The sequence below is a fragment of the Snodgrassella sp. W8158 genome (assembly GCF_016100435.1).
Taxonomy (GTDB): domain Bacteria; phylum Pseudomonadota; class Gammaproteobacteria; order Burkholderiales; family Neisseriaceae; genus Snodgrassella; species Snodgrassella alvi.
In genome coordinates, this window is record NZ_JACFSM010000001.1 from 726,641 (window position 1) to 747,572 (window position 20,932).

The 20,932-nt window shown below is 42.7% G+C and carries 18 protein-coding genes; 11 read left to right on the plus strand and 7 right to left on the minus strand.

All coding sequences use genetic code 11. The features are described 5' to 3' along the window. The first annotated feature begins 574 nt into the window (after positions 1-574). From H3V11_RS03125 to efeB, 7 genes are all read left to right on the plus strand, one after another. A complete protein-coding gene (locus tag H3V11_RS03125) occupies positions 575-931 on the plus strand; it encodes a hypothetical protein (protein WP_025331585.1) in 357 nt (118 codons plus the stop codon). A gap of 587 nt (positions 932-1,518) precedes the next feature. Next, positions 1,519-2,064, plus strand: coding sequence for an iron transporter (locus tag H3V11_RS03130; protein ID WP_025331586.1), 546 nt, complete (start codon positions 1,519-1,521; stop codon positions 2,062-2,064). Between the two features lie 107 nt (positions 2,065-2,171). Next, the gene (locus tag H3V11_RS03135; RefSeq protein WP_198223584.1) at positions 2,172-2,507 is read left to right on the plus strand and encodes a cupredoxin domain-containing protein; all 336 of its coding nucleotides are present in this window, start codon (positions 2,172-2,174) and stop codon (positions 2,505-2,507) included. Positions 2,508-2,521: 14 nt separating this feature from the next. Continuing rightward, entirely contained in the window at positions 2,522-3,352 is an 831-nt protein-coding gene (locus tag H3V11_RS03140) for an FTR1 family protein (RefSeq protein ID WP_198223585.1), read from the plus strand. 377 nt (positions 3,353-3,729) lie between these two features. Further along, complete coding sequence (locus H3V11_RS03145; protein ID WP_198223586.1) at positions 3,730-4,548, plus strand: FTR1 family protein; 819 nt, start codon at positions 3,730-3,732, stop codon at positions 4,546-4,548. Next, the gene (locus H3V11_RS03150) at positions 4,535-5,428 is read left to right on the plus strand and encodes an EfeM/EfeO family lipoprotein (protein WP_198223587.1); all 894 of its coding nucleotides are present in this window, start codon (positions 4,535-4,537) and stop codon (positions 5,426-5,428) included. Before H3V11_RS03145 ends, H3V11_RS03150 begins: the two co-directional genes overlap by 14 nt. A gap of 10 nt (positions 5,429-5,438) precedes the next feature. Next, positions 5,439-6,728, plus strand: coding sequence for an iron uptake transporter deferrochelatase/peroxidase subunit (efeB, locus tag H3V11_RS03155; protein ID WP_198223588.1), 1,290 nt, complete (start codon positions 5,439-5,441; stop codon positions 6,726-6,728). Positions 6,729-6,857: 129 nt separating this feature from the next. Here the strand turns inward: efeB and pepN are convergent, their stop codons facing one another. Both pepN and H3V11_RS03165 read right to left on the minus strand, forming a co-directional pair. Beyond that, positions 6,858-9,503: an aminopeptidase N gene (pepN, locus tag H3V11_RS03160; RefSeq protein WP_198223687.1), complete on the minus strand. Its 2,646-nt coding sequence runs from the start codon at positions 9,501-9,503 to the stop codon at positions 6,858-6,860. Between the two features lie 157 nt (positions 9,504-9,660). Then, positions 9,661-10,944 (minus strand): MFS transporter, encoded by a 1,284-nt coding sequence (locus H3V11_RS03165; protein WP_174830702.1) that lies wholly within the window; start codon positions 10,942-10,944, stop codon positions 9,661-9,663. 336 nt (positions 10,945-11,280) lie between these two features. On the opposite strand from H3V11_RS03165, the gene H3V11_RS03170 reads away from it, so the two are divergent. Continuing rightward, a complete protein-coding gene (locus H3V11_RS03170; RefSeq protein WP_198223589.1) occupies positions 11,281-12,681 on the plus strand; it encodes an amino acid permease in 1,401 nt (466 codons plus the stop codon). A gap of 242 nt (positions 12,682-12,923) precedes the next feature. On the opposite strand, the gene H3V11_RS03175 is transcribed toward H3V11_RS03170, so the two are convergent. Next, positions 12,924-13,709 (minus strand): thiazole synthase, encoded by a 786-nt coding sequence (locus tag H3V11_RS03175; protein ID WP_198223590.1) that lies wholly within the window; start codon positions 13,707-13,709, stop codon positions 12,924-12,926. A gap of 536 nt (positions 13,710-14,245) precedes the next feature. On the opposite strand from H3V11_RS03175, the gene H3V11_RS03180 reads away from it, so the two are divergent. Then, positions 14,246-14,752, plus strand: a complete 507-nt coding sequence (locus H3V11_RS03180; protein WP_025331596.1) for a MarR family winged helix-turn-helix transcriptional regulator — start codon at positions 14,246-14,248, stop codon at positions 14,750-14,752. After that, positions 14,739-15,386, plus strand: coding sequence for a peroxiredoxin-like family protein (locus H3V11_RS03185; RefSeq protein ID WP_198223591.1), 648 nt, complete (start codon positions 14,739-14,741; stop codon positions 15,384-15,386). Before H3V11_RS03180 ends, H3V11_RS03185 begins: the two co-directional genes overlap by 14 nt. Positions 15,387-15,584: 198 nt before the next feature. Here the strand turns inward: H3V11_RS03185 and H3V11_RS03190 are convergent, their stop codons facing one another. The 3 genes from H3V11_RS03190 to H3V11_RS03200 form a co-directional block, all read right to left on the minus strand. Next, on the minus strand, positions 15,585-16,112 hold the full coding sequence (locus H3V11_RS03190; RefSeq protein WP_198223592.1) for a DUF1440 domain-containing protein: 528 nt from the start codon (positions 16,110-16,112) through the stop codon (positions 15,585-15,587). A 365-nt stretch (positions 16,113-16,477) separates the two neighbouring features. Then, a complete protein-coding gene (gene thiS, locus H3V11_RS03195; RefSeq protein WP_025331599.1) occupies positions 16,478-16,672 on the minus strand; it encodes a sulfur carrier protein ThiS in 195 nt (64 codons plus the stop codon). Further along, positions 16,672-17,787 carry an FAD-dependent oxidoreductase gene (locus H3V11_RS03200; RefSeq protein WP_198223593.1) on the minus strand — a complete coding sequence of 372 codons (1,116 nt, stop codon included), beginning with the start codon at positions 17,785-17,787 and terminating at the stop codon, positions 16,672-16,674. The genes thiS and H3V11_RS03200 overlap by 1 nt, the downstream gene beginning before the upstream one ends. 169 nt (positions 17,788-17,956) lie before the next feature. On the opposite strand from H3V11_RS03200, the gene H3V11_RS03205 reads away from it, so the two are divergent. Next, complete coding sequence (locus H3V11_RS03205; protein WP_025331601.1) at positions 17,957-18,229, plus strand: DUF3079 domain-containing protein; 273 nt, start codon at positions 17,957-17,959, stop codon at positions 18,227-18,229. Between the two features lie 812 nt (positions 18,230-19,041). On the opposite strand, the gene pta is transcribed toward H3V11_RS03205, so the two are convergent. Continuing rightward, positions 19,042-20,739 (minus strand): phosphate acetyltransferase, encoded by a 1,698-nt coding sequence (gene pta, locus H3V11_RS03210; RefSeq protein ID WP_198223594.1) that lies wholly within the window; start codon positions 20,737-20,739, stop codon positions 19,042-19,044. Between the last annotated feature and the right edge of the window lie 193 nt (positions 20,740-20,932).

Here is a 20,932-nt window from a genome sequence, read left to right on the forward strand (position 1 = left end):
CGGCAATACATGCCAAAAAAATAAAAACTGGCTTTTCAGTCATAAAACAGACTTAATAATCCGGATAAACAAACCATTTTTACCCGGAATGAAAATGCATATCAGATAACTCATACATATATATGAGTCAATAATTGACAGTTCCCTGCTTTAGCGGCAAGATAAAGACGTTACGTTCAATAGCGTAACCAGCTTTGACAGGCTGAACAAAGAGGCAGACTTTTTGCTACTTACCAAAAAAGTAGCGTTGGTCTGTAAAAACCCATTGCCACCGCTTTTTTTCATGGTGGACAGTGGCAGGGAGGCTTTACGCCTACCGGTATACTCTTTGTCGGTCTGTCAACCCTGCCATTTGTCTGCCGCCATCTGTGTTTAACAGCACACTTGCGGTCTCATGATTAAAGAGAAGGGCAATGATATGAACATCTACAAAGCAAATCTCCCCTTTCAGAAACCACAATCTAACCTGTTTGTCCAAAAACTACTGACAATCAGGTGTCGTCCTGATACACAGATATACTACATACTTCATACAATTACTCATTCAGCATAAAATACAAAGGGAGAATAAACAATGAAACTTCTTGCGCCTGACAAGAATGCGCTATCCACAGCATTGCACGACAATCTACAACTGCAATACCCCTTTGCACTTTATTATATACAACAAACTACATCACTCGGCAGCCAATGGCATAACGAACCAGAGGAAATTACCGAATATACAGCCTATATCCTGTCACCCTATATCATCAAAGCCGACTCAGACTGGCAGGATAGCGGGTTGCTGGTTTTCAAGCCCTGTAACAGCATCATCAGTGCCGAAACCCTGGTATTTTCATTCTGCAAACAGCATAACTGGGAACCCCTGCTCTGGCAAGGGATAGAACCCATAGCACAACAAATATGGCAGGCAGTACACAGAACCTAATCATTTTCTGCTTATAGTAATTTCACCATAGGCGACTATTTTCGATAACTGTTTATTCATACCACCAAACCAGCCCGAACAGTTTTCTGCTTCAAACTAACACATACCAATTAAAGTACTATCCGGAATCTGTTCCGGCTGATCATTTCCATAACCAGCGCTATCACAACCACAAGCTTAATTTAACATTACTTAACTTATATATCAATAGTTTGCCTACACCATAACAGCAAATAATTTAGAAATTCCTCCATCAGTTTTCCGGTTGGTAACGACCAGATTAAGATTGATAACAGCTGAAACCATTTCCAGCCGGCGTTTTCAGCTTTTTTAATCTATATATTTATTAATAAAGGATATATTCAATTGTCAATTTAGATTTGTTATTTATAAGACACTTTTACGGACAACCTCAAAAAATTACTGTTATTTGCACCACAATAAATAACAATAAACACCAGTAAAAAACATAATTTAATTATTTTCTAACATTGGTAAAAGGAGTATATTGATAATCCTTATCAATTGATATGCAGTCATATCTGATTCAATTTGTCTCAATATGAATAAAATAGGGAAATTATAAAATGCTGTTACAAAAAATTGCTATCGCCAGTGCCGCTCTTGTATCAATGGCAGCCTTTGCTCAGGAATACCCCATGGGCAAACCTATTATTAAAAACGGAATGGAAATTTCCGGTGTATATCTGCCGCCTATTACTATGGACACTGATGGCATGGATCACAGTAATATGCATTTGCCGGCCAGCAAATCCGACGTGCACATGGAAGCCGATATTCATGCAACAGAAGGTAATCCTAACGGCTTTGCCGAAGGAGACTGGATTCCCAATCTGAATATAGAATACTCCATTACCAAACTGACTAAAGGCAAATTCGAACATTCAGGTAAATTCATGTCTATGGTTGCCAATGATGGTCCCCACTATGGTGACAACATCAAACTGAATGGTCTGGGCAAATATCGTGTTACCTACCGTATCTCCCCACCAACAGCCAACCAGATGGCTCGCCATATTGACAAAGAAACCGGCGTAGCTCCATGGTTCAAACCATTTGAAGTCAGCTGGGATTTTGATTATGCCGGTGTAGGCCGCAAAGGCAGCTATTAATCGCATTTAGCTGGCTGTGATCAGGGATTATTCTAGCTTCAACTGGCTGAATAATCCCTTATTACATTATTACTGCCACAACACCTTTCACTGTAAGAATATCTGTTATGAAAAAATTTCTTCTTATCTTATTGGGTTTATGCAGTCTTATATTTTCATTTTCAGCCATTGCTGACGATAAAGTCACTCTGGAACTGAAAATGAAAGATGGTGATCTGATTCCCCTGACCCTCAATGCACCGGCCAACAAAATTATTCGCATTAAGGTTACCAATATTGGCAAAGGTCCCGTCGAGTTTGAAAGTACCCAGCTGGTCAAAGAAAAAGTACTCGCCCCGGGTGCTTCATCAGTGGTCGTCATCGCCCCGAAAAAACCCGGTACCTATATCTTTTTCGATGACTTTCATCTGAATAAGCCCAAAGGGCAGTTAATAGTAAAATAAAAGCAGGAAATACAATGGGACAAACAATTTTTGTCGTCTGGCGTGAATGTTTCGAAGCATTACTGGTTGTCGGCATTATTTATGCATGGATTAAACGTAATCCTGACAGTAGTCATGGTATGCGTTATTTGTTTGGCGGTGTCGGGCTTGGCGTACTGATTTCTGTCATACTGGCATTAATCATCAACGGCGTATTCAAAGCGCTTACCGATGATCATCAAACCATGTTTATGATGGGCATGTCTGCTGTTGCCTGCATACTGATTGTGCAGATGGTGTACTGGATGAACAAACACGCCCGAAATATGAAATCATCCTTGGAACAGGAAATGGCACAACAGGTAGCCCGCAATTCATGGTGGGGAGCTCTGTTTATTATAGCCATTGCCATTGCCCGTGAAGGCAGTGAAATTGTCGTATTTCTGTCCGGCCAGATTATGCAGCTGAACAGTCAAAATTACTTCAGTTTCTGTCTCGCCGTACTTATCGGCATAGCAGTATCTGCCCTGACATTTTATGCTTTTATTCTAACCAGCCGCTTCATCCAATGGAAAAAGTTTTTTACCATAACCGGTATTGTCCTGTTATTTCTGGCCATTTCATTATTGCTGAGAGCTGTTGAAGACGGTACCAATATGCTGCTGGAGCATGATGTATCAATTCCTGATTTCCTCATTAGCCCGGCATGGGATACATCACATTTTATTGACGATAGCGGTCTGATTGGCAGTTTTGCTTCCTCACTGTTTGCCTACCGCTCCCAGCCAATGTGGATTAGCGTCATTACTTTTGGTGTATTCTGGTTATTAATGGCTATATTGTTTTTAAGGAAAAAATCCAAATAAGGCAAAACCTGCTACATATCTGATTTACTTACTTTGGGCATGTGCCGGTTATTTCTTCAGCATATGATTTACCGGCACCATTCAATCATGATTTGAGTGTTTTTATACAGCCTTATCCTTCTCTAGCATTACTGATAACTAGCTCAGGCTGAAAATCATGCCCCAGCACTTAACACCCTTATCAACCATATCTATTACTTGCTGCAATATGGTGAATACGAACAAAAGATATATCACGTTTGTCCCCCTTCTGTCACAATAAAAAGTAATCGGTGCAATGCTTCATCAGTTGCTACCATTGCACTGAAAAACCCTGTATAAATTTCAATCGGAACAGGTCTTTAATCAATTAATTTTAAAATAAAACGAGATATAGAATGGAACAAACCTTTTTTATTGTCTGGCGTGAATGCTTTGTAACACTGATTGTTGTCGGCATTATTTACTCATGGATTAAGCATAATCCGGACAGCAAAAGCGGAATGCGCCATCTGTTTAGCGGCTTGATACTTGGTGTACTGTTCCTGGCAGCAATTATCGGTGGTGTGTTCAGATATATTCCCGATAAAAATCAAAAAATGCTTATGATGAGCATATTGCTATTGATTACTTTACTGACATTTTTAGTAGTGTTTTTGATGTTTGACTATATCCTGAGCATGGGATCAGCACAGGAACAGATAAAAGCTCAGCAGATGGCACGTTCATGGACAGCAGCCATGTTCATAGCAGCGCTTACCATTGCCTGTGCAGGCAATGAAGTTATCTTATTGTTGTCCGACCAAATGAAGCAGCTGAATAATTCTAATTATACTAATTTATGCCTTGCGGTCATTCTCGGCATTGCAGTATCTGCCCTGACATTTTATCCATTTGTTGTAATCAGCCGCCGCATGCAGTTGAAAAAATACCTTATCATAACCAGTATTATAATGTTAGTTCTGAATTTCCCCCCATATGTCAAAGCAGGTGTATATCTGTCGGCACACAATGAACCCCTTCCTGATATTATGATGTGGCCGGCAGTGAAAATCTCACATTTTATTGACAATAGCTTTCTGTCCGACAGCTTTCCTGACTTAATTTCTGCCTATAATTCGCCGCCTGTATGGTTTAGCATCATTTCATTTATTAGTATTCTGCTATTAATCGCCATACAGCTCTTCTTAAGGAAAATTTTAAATGACACAGAATAAGTTCTGTACACTATTTATTATTTGCTCTTTACTGGTGCCTGCCATTGCTGTAGCACATGGTTTACGGGCACCAATTATCAATGATTCTAATGCTGTAGTCGCAAAAGGGGATATTCCCACTCCGGAAAAATACCAGTCAGCAATTCGTAATTATCAGCAGGAAGTTGTACTGCAACTAAAAACCACTCAGCAATATCTTAATGCGATTGAGAATGCCTGCAAAAACGGACAGCTGCAACAGGCGCAACAAAATTATATCCGTGCCCATCAGAGTTACGAACAAGTACGGGTTATCGTTAAACTGTTTGGTAATGCCGACCAGAATATTAACTCGCGCGCTGATTATTATCTGCAAGGTACCGATGATCCGAATTTCAGCGGTTTTCACCGTTTAGAATATGATTTATTTAAACTCAAAGACCTACAGCAGGCACAGGCAGAAAACAGCAATCTGCAATATGAAATTATTGATTTACAAAAACGTGTAGCAGCCGATGATCTGGATATTGCCAAAGTAGTTCAGTCAGCATCCGACTTTCTGGAAATGATTCTGCAAACCAAACTTGCCGGCAAAGAAAATCAGTATAGCCACAGTGATCTGGCCGATATCCATGCCAATGTAACCGGTTCAGCACAAATCATGCAGCATCTGCAGAGCTTTATTCCAGCAGAGCAGCGTAAAGCACTGAATCATGGTTACCAGCAGATTTTTGCCATTCTGCAGCATTATCAACTGCCCCAGAACCAATTCCAAAGTTTCAGCCGGCTCAGTCAGACAGATCACGATATCCTGTACTCCTTACTAAGTACGCAGACAGCACGGCTGGCCCAGCTTAGGGCGCAACTAAGTATACGTGTTTATTATAAATATCCTCATTAAGGTTTAAGTTATGTCTAAAAACACCTTCAGACATCAGCCTGTCTCAGCTGCCTCGCCTGAAGACAATCCGGCCAGCACTACGCGACGCAATAGCATGAAAATGCTGCTGGCCGGAGGGCTGGGTATCGCCAGTCTTGGCGCCGTCAAAGCAGCCAATGCGGCCGGCAACTGTACTCATGATTACAATCAGGCCGTTGATTACTGGGGTAGCCATCAGGCCGGCGTAATCACCCCCGACACCAAAGAAGCTATCTTTGTTGTCTTCAACGTTACTGTAAAAAACAAAAAAGAGCTGCAACAGTTATTCCAGCGGATTTCACAACGTATTGCCTATCTCACCAGACCACAAACACTCACAGCAGGAAAAAATGACCAGCTTCCTCCGGCAGAATCCGGGCTGCTTGGTCATAATCTGTCTCCCGACTCACTGACAATTACCCTGGCCGTGGGTGCCAGCCTGTTTGACCAGCGTTTTGGTCTGTCTCAGCTCAAACCCAAAAAACTGATTCCTATGCCCCGCTTTCCCAACGACCGGCTGGAAAAAGCATGGTGCGGCGGAGATTTATCAATCCAGTTCTGCGCCAACAGCCGCGAAAGTGTCATTTATGCCCTGCGCGATCTGATTAGTCATTGTAATCAGTATATGGTGCCGGTATGGAAAATGGACGGATTTCTACCAGCCAGAGATATCGACAATCACACTACCGCTATTAATCTGTTTGGTTTTAAAGACGGTACCGGTAATGGCTCCATTAGCGATAGCAAACTGATGGATGAACTGGTATGGGTAACCAAGAACAACCAGGAACCGGCATGGTGTCTGGGCGGCAGTTATCAGGCAATCCGTCTGATTCGCTTCAATCTCGAATTCTGGGACAGAACCCCGCTCGAAGATCAGGAAAATGATTTTGGCCGTTACAAAACCAGCGGAGCACCCATTGGTATGCAGCATGAAATGGATGATCCGAAAATGAACAGCGACCCTCATGGCGACCGCATTCTGTTTGATTCACACATGCGCCGTGCAGAACCACGTATTCCTGAACGGCATGTAGCCAAACTGCGCCGGCGCAGTTTCAGTTATTCTCTGGGTGTATTACCCAACGGTCAACTTGATATGGGTCTGATTTTTGTTGCCTATCAGAATGACCTGAAAAAAGGTTTTATTGATACCCAAAACCGCCTGAATGGCGAACCGATGGAACGTTATATCAAACCATTCGGCGGCGGATTTTTCTTTGTTTTACCGGGAATGGCCAAAGAAAATGACTATCTGGGCAGATTGCTGCTTGAAGGATAAACAGTACCAAGACAGATATTTTTAAGTTTATAAGGCTTAAAAAATAAAATACTGAAATAAAAAAGCACTACAGCATCAACTGTAGTGCTTTCATTTATCTGGCTTATCACTAAATAAATCAGCAATTCCTCAGCCACCTAATATTTTATCTACAATTTCACGGCTATCTTTGGACAGCCCGTCATGTTTTTGAATCCGCTGTAACTGCTCGGCCATCAAGGCTTTGCGGTGCGGTTCCAGCCGACCGTACAGATTAAATGCCTGTACCAGACGAGAAGCCACCTGCGGATTAAATCCGTCAATGTGCAATATATGCTCAGCAATAAAACGGTAACCACTGCCATCGGCTGCATGAAAGTGCTGAATATTACGGCTAAAGCTACCCAGTAAAGAACGTACCTTATTCGGATTTTCTAAGCTGAAAGCGCGGTTCTGCAATGCTGCCTGCACCTGTTGCAGAGCATCCGTACGCTGGCTGCTGCCTATCAGAGTAAAATACTTATCCATGACTAAATCATCATGAGCATGGCGCTGAGCAAACTGGTCTAATAACTCATTACGCTTTGTATCAGCCAAATGATTAATGGCCAGAAGCATTCCGAATTCATGCGTCATATTGGTCGCCCGCTGCGGATACTCGGCAGCAATGCTTTGCAATAATTCTGCTCTGGCCTGTACGCCCCATTGCAGTAAAGTATTGCGCAGGCTGCGAATACCGGCCAGATCAGGATGGTATTCCTGCGGGGCAGCATGTTTGCTGTTCTGCTCCTGCTCATCAGCCCACTGACGCCAGTGTGTCAGCGTATCCTCCATACTGCATGCCAGATCCTGCAACAGTGCCTGACGTGCACGGACATACAGCTCGGGATTAATACTCTGAGCATCTTCCCACAATTCTGCTTCAGCCGGTACTTGCAACAACACTGCCTTATACGCCGGATCAATATCAGCATTCAGTGCCGCCGTAATGGCCTGAGCCAGCGCAGCATGATGTGGTACAGGCTGACCGGCTTCAAGCGCAGCCAGATTTGCCGTAATGGCACGCCGGTACAGAGTTTGTGCTGCTTCCCAGCGGGCAAAAGAATCACTATCATGTGCCAGTAACAGCATTAAATCAGCATCACTATAGGGATACTCCAGTCTCACCGGAGCACTGAATCCGCGCAATAATGACGGTATGACTTCTTGTGTTACATCATTAAAGACAAAAGTCTGCTCAGCCTGATTAAATACCAGTACCGCTTCCTCAACCACAGATTCACTGTTATCCAGCCGGAACGAAACTGGTGAGCCATCTTTACCGATTAAACCGGCTTTTACCGGAATCACCATTGGCTGTTTTTCATTCATATCCGGTGTGGGCGGAATAGATTGCTGCAAATGCAGACTAAATGTACGTTTTTCCGCATCATATTCACCACATGCTTTAACCTGCGGTGTACCGGCCTGACTGTACCACAACGCAAACTGTTCCAGATTAACACCATTGGCATCGGCCATAGCCGCACGAAAATCGTCACAGGTAACAGCCTGTCCGTCATGCCGCTGGAAATAAAGCTGCATTCCTTTCTGAAAACCGGCTTCACCGAGAAGAGTATGGTACATACGTACCACTTCGGCACCTTTTTCATACACAGTCAGTGTATAGAAATTATTCATTTCCTCGTATGAAGCCGGTCGTACCGGATGTGCCATCGGACCGGCATCTTCCGCAAACTGCATACTGCGCAATACCCTGACATTATGAATACGGCGTACAGCCCTGCTGGCCCGGTCGGCTGAAAATTCCTGATCACGAAAAACGGTCAGCCCCTCTTTCAGCGACAACTGAAACCAGTCCCGGCAAGTGACCCGGTTACCTGTCCAGTTGTGGAAATACTCATGCCCGATTACACCCTCTATCGCCTCAAAATCAGCATCTGTAGCTGTATCACTGCTGGCAAGCACATATTTGGTGTTGAAAATATTCAGGCCCTTATTTTCCATGGCGCCCATATTAAAATCACCAACAGCCACCACCATAAAAATATTTAAATCATATTCCAGATTAAAGCGCTCTTCATCCCACTGCATGGCATGCTTCAGCGACTCCAGAGCAAAACCTGCCTTAGCACGGTCTTCCGGACGGGTATAAAATTTCAGCGCCACTTCTTTACCGCTACAGGTAGTAAAACTGCCTTCGAGCACCGCCAGCTTGCCTGCTACCAGAGCAAACAGATAGCTTGGCTTGGCAAACGGGTCACGCCAGCATACCCAGTGACGACCATTATCCAGCTCACCACTATCAATCAGATTACCGTTAGACAGCATAACCGGATACTGTTCTTTGTCACCAATAATGGTGGTGGTAAACTGGCTCATGACATCCGGACGGTCAAAGTAATAAGTAATTTTACGGAAGCCCTCCGGCTCATTCTGGGTATACAGATTATCACCGGATTCATATAAACCCATCAGCGTTTTATTTTGTGCCGGATACAGTCTGGTCGTGATTTCCAGTACAAACTGTCTTTCCGGTACCGTATGAATAATCAGCTTTTCATCTGCCACAGCATACTCATGCGGATATAAGGATTTACCATCTAAAACAATCTGCAATAGTTCCGCACTGCCATCAAGCACACAAGGTTTTTGCGTCTGCTTTGGTACAACAGTCATACGATTGATTACTGTGGTATAAGCTTCCTCCAGAGTAAAAGTCAGATTAATATCTGCCACCGCAAAATCCGGTGCCTGATAATCTTTAAGATAATGAACCACTTTTTCTTCACTCATCATTAACACTCTTTATTCAAATCTGTTTCGGTTATTGTACGACTGCCATCAATACAATCAACCTCATCACTGCCCTGTCCGGCAACATAATTATCTTTAAATACGGCCATGTTCGCCGTTCTCAATTCCTGCCGGCTATTAATAGCAGAATTGGCAATTATTGTTCATATTTAACCTGATAACGACCACCGTTACCAGAACCACCATTTTTTTTCAGCATAGATAACAATAAAGAGGCAGCTGCTGATAATGCCATCCATACGGCAACAAAACAGATAACCGGAAAATAACTACCGCAATATACCCGCAGCAAACCACCAAGCCAGGCGGTTAATAAACCGCTAATCTGATGAATCAGAAAAAATGCACCAAAAATAAAGCCTTTATACCGATAACCAAAAATAGAACCGGCCAGACGGGATATAATAATGACGGTTCCCATATAAGTTATTCCGAAAAAAATCCCGAACAGCGGTACCATCATTGGTTCCGGCCACAGAGCCAGTGCCATGAGCGTTATACAACGCACGATATACAGCAGACACAGCAATAAAGGCAGAGATACTTTTTTAGCCACCAGATAACCAATCAGTACACTGCCCACGGCTTCTGCCAGCCCCAGCAGACTCAGTGAAGTACCGGTAAACAGATTGGCGGTTTCATTCTGGCTTAATATTTCCTGTATTGCCGGAACATAATGTACATCAATAAAAATCATTGACGTACCGCAGCCGGAAAAAGCTAAGGCAGACAGCACAAACCGACGGTCCAGATACCAGTAACGGGGTAAAGGTGCGGTAATATTCGGGCTGACCGGCTTAGGCTTAGATGATATATTTGCTGACTGCACTGCTACTTTTTCAGGCACCCAGATACCTTCCATCCAGTTCAGCAATGCCGGAACAATAGCCAGACAGGCAAATACACCGGCCAGAATAGCACAAAGCATCGGCCATGAGATAAACCCGTCCAGATAAATCCACAGAGGAGACAATATCATCAGACCGGCAGCGATACCGTTAGTGGCCAGCACATACGCAAACTGGCGCCGCTCAGGTATCACATATCTGTCAATCAGAATACTGACCGGTACAAAAGTCAGGGCAGCAACCGCATATGCAGCCAGCAGCAGAAACCCCAGCACAAAAGTCATGAAATTATTATTAGAGGAAAACAGCAAAAATGCGCAGGCAGCTGCCAGCATTCCCGATAACAGAACATGACCAGCACCACAACGGTCACACAGCTTACCGACTAATGCTGAGTAAATACCTTGCGCAAGGCCAAAAAAACCACCAACCAGAGCCATTGTTTCAATACTCACAGCATAATGATCTACCAGACTGGTAAAATAAACCTGATAAACCCCTTTTATGGCTGTGCTGATAAACATCACAATAAAACCATAGCCCACCACTAATCCGGTCCGGATTGCGCGCATGGACAAGCTCTCCTTCCTTATTTATCTGTTATTATGTCTTTTTATACCGGTCTAAAACCGGTAACACCACTACCTTAATACAACAGCCTCTCATTCTCAACAACTATATTCAGATATTGCCGGCAACAACAATAAACTGTGATAAAGTATTACAAACTCGAACCGGTATGTACCGGTAAAATGCTTATATCAATAAATGTATATAAGCATAGTGATGAACCAGTCTGTGGTTAGCAGCATATATATTTATCATAATTAACTTTATATCAACGTATACACTTCTAAAAATAAAACCATGTTTTCTATTTTTGTTTTCCAGTCTGTAAAGGATACACCATGAGCCGACCACCTGAGTTAAAACGCACACTGAAAAACCGACATTTACAATTGATTGCTATTGGTGGCGCAATCGGCACCGGTCTGTTTATGGGTTCAGGCCGTACGATCAGCCTGGCCGGACCATCTGTGTTGTTTACCTATATAATCATCGGCGCATTTCTGTTTTTTGTGATGCGTGCCATGGGTGAATTACTGCTGCACAATCTGCATTACAAATCTTTTGTCGATTTCACTACCGATATCCTGAATCCGACTGTAGGTTATTATGTCGGCTGGTCATACTGGTTTTGCTGGGTAGTGATTGGTATGGCAGATATTGTAGCGATTACCGGTTATACTCAGTTCTGGTGGCCGGAAGTGCCATTATGGCTGCCCGGCATTATCTGCATTGCCATCCTGCTGGCGCTGAATCTGTTATCGGTCAAACTCTTCGGCGAACTGGAATTCTGGTTTGCCCTGATTAAAATTCTGGCGATTCTCGCACTTATCGGCTGTGGCGGCTATTTATTACTAACCGGCTTTACCAGCCCCAGCGGCATTCAGGCTAAAATCAGCAATTTATGGTCTTACGGCGGTTGGATGCCTCATGGCTGGTCAGGTTTTTTTGCCGCATTTCAGATTGCTATCTTTGCTTTTGTCGGCATTGAGCTGGTCGGTACCGCTTCAGCCGAAACAGATGATCCAAATACCACCCTGCCGGCTGCCATTAATAAAATACCGGTGCGTGTCATTATTTTCTACGTACTGGCACTAACCATTATTATGACGGTTACCCCGTGGAATATGGTCGCTCCCGACCGCAGCCCGTTCGTCAATATGTTTACCCTGATTGGCATCAGTGCTGCGGCCACTATTATTAATTTTGTTGTACTCACCTCTGCACTGTCTTCCGCCAACAGCGGTATGTATTCTACCGGCCGTATGCTGTACGGCCTGTCGAAAAACGGCGTTGGCCCGAAAGCTTTTGCACGGCTGTCCGCCAGCGGGGTACCGCAAAACGGTCTGTTATATTCTTGTGCTCTGCTGCTGATTGGTGTTGGTCTGCTTTATGCGGAAGGCGACGTGATGAAAGTATTTACGATTGTCACCACCGTATCCAGTATTTGCTTTATTTTTGTATGGGCAGTCATTCTGATTACCTATCTGCGCTATCGCCAGCTTTATCCTGAAGCGCATGCGCGCTCAGTTTACAAAATGCCTCTGGGTATACCCATGTGTTATGCCACTCTGATATTTTTCGTTTTTGTCCTATACCTGTTCAGTCAGGATAAAGATACGCTTACCGGTCTGGTCGCCACACCAGTGTGGTTTATTCTGCTGACCATGTTCCTGCCTTTGTATCGTCAGCAACTGAAAAAACGCATTACCTATACCGATACAGACCATCTGAATCATTAATACCCAAAAATCTGTCCTGTTTAATTACTATCTGCATCAATTAAACAGGACAGAATAATTAATAAAAGACCTAAAGCGTATATACGCTTTAGGTCTTTTATTGAATACTAATCTTAATCAGTTTGCTGCTCTTCAATTCAATATGTTATTGGGGGATAACTTTCCTTATCGGGAAGCCGTTAAGCAATAACCGCTAAGCCATTTCACACAAACTCAGTATTCAGTGACAAATGAAAACATAGTTAAGCATAGTGCCAGAAAGGCTGTCCGACCTGAGGTGTAGAGGCTTGTGCATTGTCTCTCGGTACTACCGGATCCGCTTCATAAGCCATTCTTCCTGCATTAACAGCCAGTGCAAACGCTTCTGCCATCATCACCGGCAAGCCACTACGTGAAACCGCGGTATTCAGCAATACCCCGTCAAAACCCCACTCCATTACTTTTGCCGCATGCGAAGGTAAGCCTAGCCCTGCATCGACAAGCAGAGGAATATCCGGTAAGCGTTCACGCAGGACATGCAAAGCATATTCATGTACCGGTCCCAGACCGGTACCAATCGGTGCAGCCCATGGCATCAGTGCCTGACAACCGGCATCCAGCAAGCGACGGCAGGCAATCAAATCTTCAGTACAATATGGCAGTACCTTGAAACCCTCTTTAATCAGGATTTCGGCTGCACGCACCAGCTGAAATACATCCGGCTGCAAGGTATCATCATCACCAATCAGTTCAAGCTTGATCCAGTCTGTTTCAAATACCTCGCGAGCCATCTGCGCAGTTGTTACCGCCTCTTCTACACTCAGACAACCGGCGGTATTAGGAAGAATCGGTACAGCCAGCTCCTGCAACAATCCCCATATACCCTGCCCATGCTCAGCCGAAGTTGCGCTCTGACGGCGTAAAGCAACCGTAATCATGGCCGGCTGCGCTTTCCTTACTGCCGTACGCAGTATTTCAAGAGTGGGATAAGCAGCAGTGCCTAACAACAAACGACTATTAAACTCTTCATCATAAAGTTGTAAAGCCATATTCACTTCCCCCGTTAACATAAAAAATAAAAATCTTCCAACTACAAGCGATAAAGGCAAACTGCACAAAGCATTTATACTTTATAACAAAAACAATAACTTTTCACTTATTTTCACTTAAAACAACATTTGTTACTATTACTCGGTGCATATATATAATTATCATAATTAATATTTTTATTTCAAATATCAAAGCACCGCACATATAGCTTTTATCATGATAGGAAACAAAAACCCCGTGTAATAAATGTCATAATAAATATCAGCCCTAATAAATGAAAACATTTGCAGCTATTTTTTCCGCCGACATAGTTACGACAATTGAGTTTATCCTAGCCATGAAGCAAGAATTTCAGAAATATCCAAGAAAACAAATAAATTCTTAATTACTACAAACATCCGGAAAACAGCAAATACAGCCATTCATATCAATTTACCATAACAATACAATTCTGAAATTATTGACAATAATTTTCCTGGTCTATACTATAATTAACAAATAGTAAGGTCACTAACTAATTTATAGAAATAACCGTATGCAACTTGAAAACCGTTATTTATCCTTTTGTAACGTTCTGGAAAAAGAAAAAATTGCAGATCTGGATAAAATTAAGACATGCTTTACTCTATTATCCGTTGCAAACACTATTGATATTGAATGCGCCAAACGTCTGCAGCAATTTCATTTATCTGAAAGCAGGCTGATTATTTTAGTATTGTTAAAAGAATATCCTGAGCTGTCATTACAAGAAATTGCTAAATTATTAGGCATAACCAAAGCATCAACAACAACACTAATCAGCTCACTAGTTAATGAAAAACTGATTTCAAAAAGAACTGCCAGTCAGGATAAAAGAATTTCCCTCGTCTCATTAACTGATACCGGCACTAAACTGGTTAAAGAAATTCTGCATCAGCACAGCCAGTGGATAGAAAAAATAACCCAAAATTTATCTGCTGAAGAATTAACGATATTTAAAAAAATTCTGCAACAAATTCATCAAAACGTTTCACAACAGGAAAGTCATAATGAAAATAATTGAAGAGCTAAAATCAATACAGCAAGAAATGTTTACCCAGTTACCTGCAGAAGTATTGAATGTAATGGGAAATTCATTATCAGAAATGCTTACGCAGAATTTAGATTGCCATGCCATAAAAAGCGGAGATACCGCACCAGATTTTTCTCTGGTAGCGACAAATAATCAAAAAATCGAACTCTATAAATTGCTGGAGACAAAACCAGTCATTCTCAGTTTTTTCCGGGGCAGCTGGTGTCCGTTTTGTGTTAAAGAATTAGAACACTTTAACCAAAATCTGAAATTAATCCTTGATACTCAAGACGTTCACTTTATCGCTATTTCTCCGCAAAAACCTGATATCAGCGCTCAATTAATACAGGAACACAATATTAATCTGACTATTTTATCGGATACGGGTAATCAGATAGCCAAACAGTACGGTCTGGTATTTACCTTACCTGAGAATGTCAGAAATTTATACAAAAACTTAGGTGCAAATCTGCCTAATTTTAATGGCGATGACAGTTATCAGCTGCCCATACCAGCCACTTATATTATCGACCAAAATAAAAAAGTTATCTTTTCCTATATCAATGTCAATTACATGGAAAGAGCTGACACTTCGGAACTAATCAAAGCACTGAAAAAAGATTAAGCCTGCCATCATCATGATTTCATCCATCACAAAGCACCAAAGCCAGCAGGCTGAAGTGCTTAACATAATGCCCGTGCATGTCTGTATCATCAGGAATAGCGGCTAAATAATATTTTCCCGATTGTTACAGATATACACGGGCATCGTATCCGGTCTTAAGCATATAAGCCGGTACATCATGCATAAATCAGATGAGTTTTACTGAAACTCCGGATCCGGTTTTTCGGTCAGGCGGTTACGCAGATCGCGGCGGAAGATTTCAATTGTCCACATCCATAATAGCGTACCAACAAGTTCAGAAAACAATTCATCAAACGGCAGATTCCATGGTGCCGGAGATAAATTCAGCACCGGCAGCATAATACCGTGAAACAGAATGGTTACACCAATACCAAAAGCCAGACCCTGCCATAATTTAACTTTAGGAAAAATTTCAGCAGCCATACAGTAAATAATAGCCCATACAATTGAAAACAGAATATGTATGGTACTACCACCCCAGTTCACTACCTGATCTGAATAGATGTAAACCATGCTGTGAATATCAATACCCATATCCTGAATCATCTGAATGGGCGGTGCTATACGATCCGGGGTTCGTGGCGGCATTATTCCTTCCGTACCTGATTTCACAAATGCAGAAACCAGACCGCCCATAATACCGGCAAAAAAGGCTACACCGTAATTGCGACTGGATGGTTGTGTGCGAGTAAACAGATTAGACATAATTATTTCCTCTTAATGTAATAATGATTACTTTTTTTTCTATTAATTAACCCAAAATTGGGGTCGCAAGTGTAAATGCATATTTAATGCTAAATCAAGTAAATTTACCCTCCGAATATCTCTCCAGCAGAGCATAAATAACTGTTTAAAAATCTGAATGGCTGTTTAATCAGCAATATACTGATTTTGTATACCGGAAAATCCATATACCTCTCATCGAATTTTCACTGCTCAAATCACCAATTCATTTATAGATAAACAAAGTAAATTATTCTTCCCGGCAGGTATAAACTGGCTGTTGCCAGATAAGCAAAAACCCTGTATCAAACAGGGTTTTCAAAATAAAACTTAACTACCAGCGGGTACTACCCGCCCACTACCGGTCTGACAATATCCACTTTATCCTGCGGCTGCAACTGATAAACAGAATATTGTTTTTTAGATATAAAACAAGTATTTACCGAAACCGCAAATGGTGATTCCGGCATCAGCTGCTCCAATAGATCAGCCACAGTATTACCATTAAAATCAATTACATCATCATTAACACTAATATCCATTAATCTGTTTCTCCATTGTCATTTTCCGGTAAAACATCAATATGATAGCGTGCCGGAGCATCCGGAATGGATTGCTGCTGCATTAAGGCCTGTAATACCCGTACTGTTGCAATACTTACTGCCGGCGAAATCATAAAACCGTGCCGGAACAGACCATTTACAGCCACTACATGATTTTGCTTATCATAACGTATTTCCGGGCTTTCGTGATTAAGTGTCGGGCGCAGTTCAGCCATACTTTCCAGAATCCTTGCTTCACCGAATGCCGAATGAACAGTATGCAAAGCAGACATCAGCTCCAAACCGCTGCGCACACTCAGATTACTGTCATCTTCACTTTCAATCTGTGTAGCACCGATAACAAACAACTTATTCTGTTTGGGTGCAATATAAATAGGATAGCGCGGATGCAATATCCGTACCGGACGATTAAGCTCAATATCAGGCGCATAAACCCGCAGCACCTCTCCCCGTACCCCGCGCAGACGGCTCTGACCATGGCTATTCCAGTTACTTTTGCCGCCATAGCCGCGGCAATCCAGCGTCCAGTGAGCCAGACCGGCACATTCAGCCAGATCACTGCTCTGCTCCCAGTGACAGCTAACCTGCTTTTGCTCGAGCACATCGGCCAGAGCCAGTAATGTCTGGCGATTATCCAGCTGCCCCTCGGTCGGTAAAAACAATCCCTGCTTAAAACGACCGGCCAGCTGTGGTTCATGCTCACTGATTGCCTGTTTATCCCACATCTGCCAGACGCTGTTATCCTGATGGGCACGCTGCAAGTGATTAGTAAATTGCTTTGCTAAGGCACGATCCTGCGGATGCCATACAATCAATGAACCATTTTGCTGCATGAATACCGGAGTCGGAAACGAATCCACCCACTGGCGCCAGACGGGCAGACTGGTATAACCCAGTTGTACCACAAGCGGCGTTGCTTCTACTGCTTCAGCTGTAGGTGCCAGCATAGCTGCCGCTGCAAAAGCAGCAGCACCTTCACCATTACGTTTACCGGCATTAAATAATATTACTTTACAACCCTGCTCTACCAATAACCAGGCAGTCAGACGTCCCAATAAACCGCCTCCCAGCACTGCAACATCATATTGTTTCATCGTGCACCCATTTTTGTTGACTAGAATCTGTATTCAATTTCAGTCTGCATCCGGTACCATCTGCACCTCATCCAGACAAAATATTACACGGTTTTCATTTAACCGTTCCTTGAATAAAACTATCTTAGCAGGTATAACTTCATATCAATCGTCACAAGTATGCATCATCATGGCCAAGGTTTTTCCGTTACACCCGAAACATCCCGAACGAATCTGCTGGGGTTGTGATAAATATTGTCGTGCTGATGATTTGCAATGTGGTAATGGTTGCATCCGTATTCCGCATCCCTGCGAAGATTTCGGCGAGCAATGGTATCTGGACGGAGACTGGTCCGGCTTGCTTTCAGAAGCACAGCGCGCACAAATTGCCGCCGCCGGTAAACCCTCTTTACCGGAAGAGAAACCACATAAACCGCATATCAAACTGGCGTTAAAAAAGTAAGCTGTCCCTAATGTAACAGCAAATACACTTCCCTGTCAGAACCCATGTCGCAAAAAAACAATTTCTTTAATCCAGCTCATAAATTTGAAACACAGCAGCATAAGGTGCACATCAAGCTAAGTTAATTCAGCATGAACCGGACTGACCATTAAACTAAATTTATGATTAAAAATCATATTGATATATTTTCAAACCAGATACAAGATTGAAAACAGACCGGAAAAATTACCACGCTATCCATATTTCAGAAAATAGTGGCTGTGCAATACACAATAGAAATGATTCTGAAGATGATATTACAGTATAAAAACTGTATTCTGGTAAAATTCCAAACCTGTATATAATTTATTTAAAATAGTAGATTCTTTCAGATAAACCAATACCTGAAACAATATTGCAAATAGTGAACAGCAGCGGGCAGCAACCTAGCCGGCATGTGTGCACAGAAATGGTTTTTAGATCAAAATAACAGCAGATAAAAATAAAACGCCTGCAAATATCTGCAGGCGAGTATTTAATACCGTAATATTTCCTCTATTTTTAAATTATGCCTCTGTATTCTTGGCTTTTTTCAGATCATCGTCTGTGTAATAGACTGTAATTTATGAATTCAATTTTGACAATAGTTTGTAAATATATAGCACCAAAAGACAACAATCTACCTTTTTATAACTAAAATTAGAAATAATATTTCTCAAAAGAATAGATTTATTAAAAGTTATTACCAAAAATTAAAAACAGACAAATGATATTACTATCATCTGTCTGCTGTATAACAAAATTACAATGCCTGCGGGCTTGTAATATCTTGCCTAGTTCATCTGTACTGCCTGAATTGCCGTCAGTGCAATGGTATACACAATATCTTCAATCAGGGCACCGCGTGACAAATCATTTACCGGTTTATTCAGCCCCTGCAACATCGGACCGACACTCAGCACATGTGCACTGCGCTGTACTGCTTTATATGTAGTGTTACCCGTATTCAGATCAGGGAATACAAATACAGTTGCCTGACCGGCTACTTTGCTGTCCGGTGCTTTCTGTTTGCCCACACTTGGTACGCTGGCAGCATCATATTGTAAAGGACCGTCAATATGTAAATCAGGACGTTTTTGCTGTGCCAGTTTGGTCGCTGCGGTAACAGTCTCAACATCAGGACCACTGCCGGATGAGCCAGTAGAATATGAAATCATTGCTACTTTGGGTTCAATACCGAATGCTTTAGCAGAATCGGCAGACTGAATAGCAATATCAGCCAGCTGTTCGGCTGTAGGATTCGGATTAACAGCACAGTCACCATATACCAGAACCTGATCCGGCATCAGCATAAAGAATACACTGGATACCAGACTGGCCCCCGGCGCAGTTTTAATCAGCTGCAAAGCCGGACGAATAGTATTGGCTGTTGTATGTACAGCACCGGATACCAGACCGTCTACATCACCGGTAGCCAGCATCATTGTGCCCAGAACTACCGTATCCTGTAACTGTTCAGCAGCCTGTTCCGGAGTCAGACCCTTGCTCTTTCTCAGTTCGACCATTGGAGCAATATAACGTTCACGGATACTGTCAGGATCAATAATTTCCAGAGATGCAGGCAAAGTAATGCCTTTAGACTGAGCCACTGCTTCCACTTCTGCTTTTTTGGCCAGCAGCACACAACGGGCGATACCTTTATTCTCACAAATTGCAGCCGCAGCAATAGTACGCGGTTCATTGCCTTCAGGCAGAACAATGCGTTTATTCGCCGCACGGGCACGTGCCATCATCTGATAGCGAAACGCTGCCGGTGCCAGATGTGTTGCTACAGGTTTCGCCAGTTCGCTACCCAGCACGTCTGCATTTAATTGTGCCGCTACCGCTTTAGCAGCTTCCTGTGCCTGTGCAACCTGTACATCTGCCGGTACAGTAACCAGACCGATACATTCCAGCTGCTTACCATGTTTAGCCAGTTCAGCCTGAACATCCGCCGCAAAACCGGCAGACGGTACATTCTGTGCATCCGCAGTTAAAATAAATCCACTGATTTCAGTATGTCCGTGTGCATAATCATGCAAAGTCAGTTGTAATTGCGCAGCCACCGCCGCTGCTGTCTGACCAGCCACTGCTGCTACCAGAATTACCCGAGCATTCAGTGCAGCCGCAATTTTCACATTCTGTGCTGGCAGATATGTACGGCCTGCTTCAGGTATTGCACCTTCAATAACAACCACATCGTGTTTAATTTCGTCCATCTCGTGGAAAGCAGCAACAAATTCTTCTACTACATCATCTGCCTGTCCCTGATATACACGTTCATCCAGATTGCTCAGCGACTGCGGTACCGGTAATTTCTGATTCAAGACAGCCTGTACAAGTTCAGATGTATTATCCTTAGCCACATCTTCAGCAATTGGTTTAAAGTACAAAGGCACATGACCTGTTTGTACAAATACCTGCGCCACGCCCAAACCTACAGCAGTTATATTTGTCTGAGTTCCTGTCGGCACCAGCAAAAATTGTGACATAAACATCCCTTTCATTTAAATTACACTAGCAGCAAATACTGCACTTATCTTATCGCTAACGATTATAATTTACTTCGCTGCGCTATATTATAAGTTACATCAACTTTTGCATGAAAAAACATAAGCCGGCCGGATATTGCAACCACTAACCAAGTCATAAGTCATTATCTGCTCAATTATTTCCTGCCTGAAT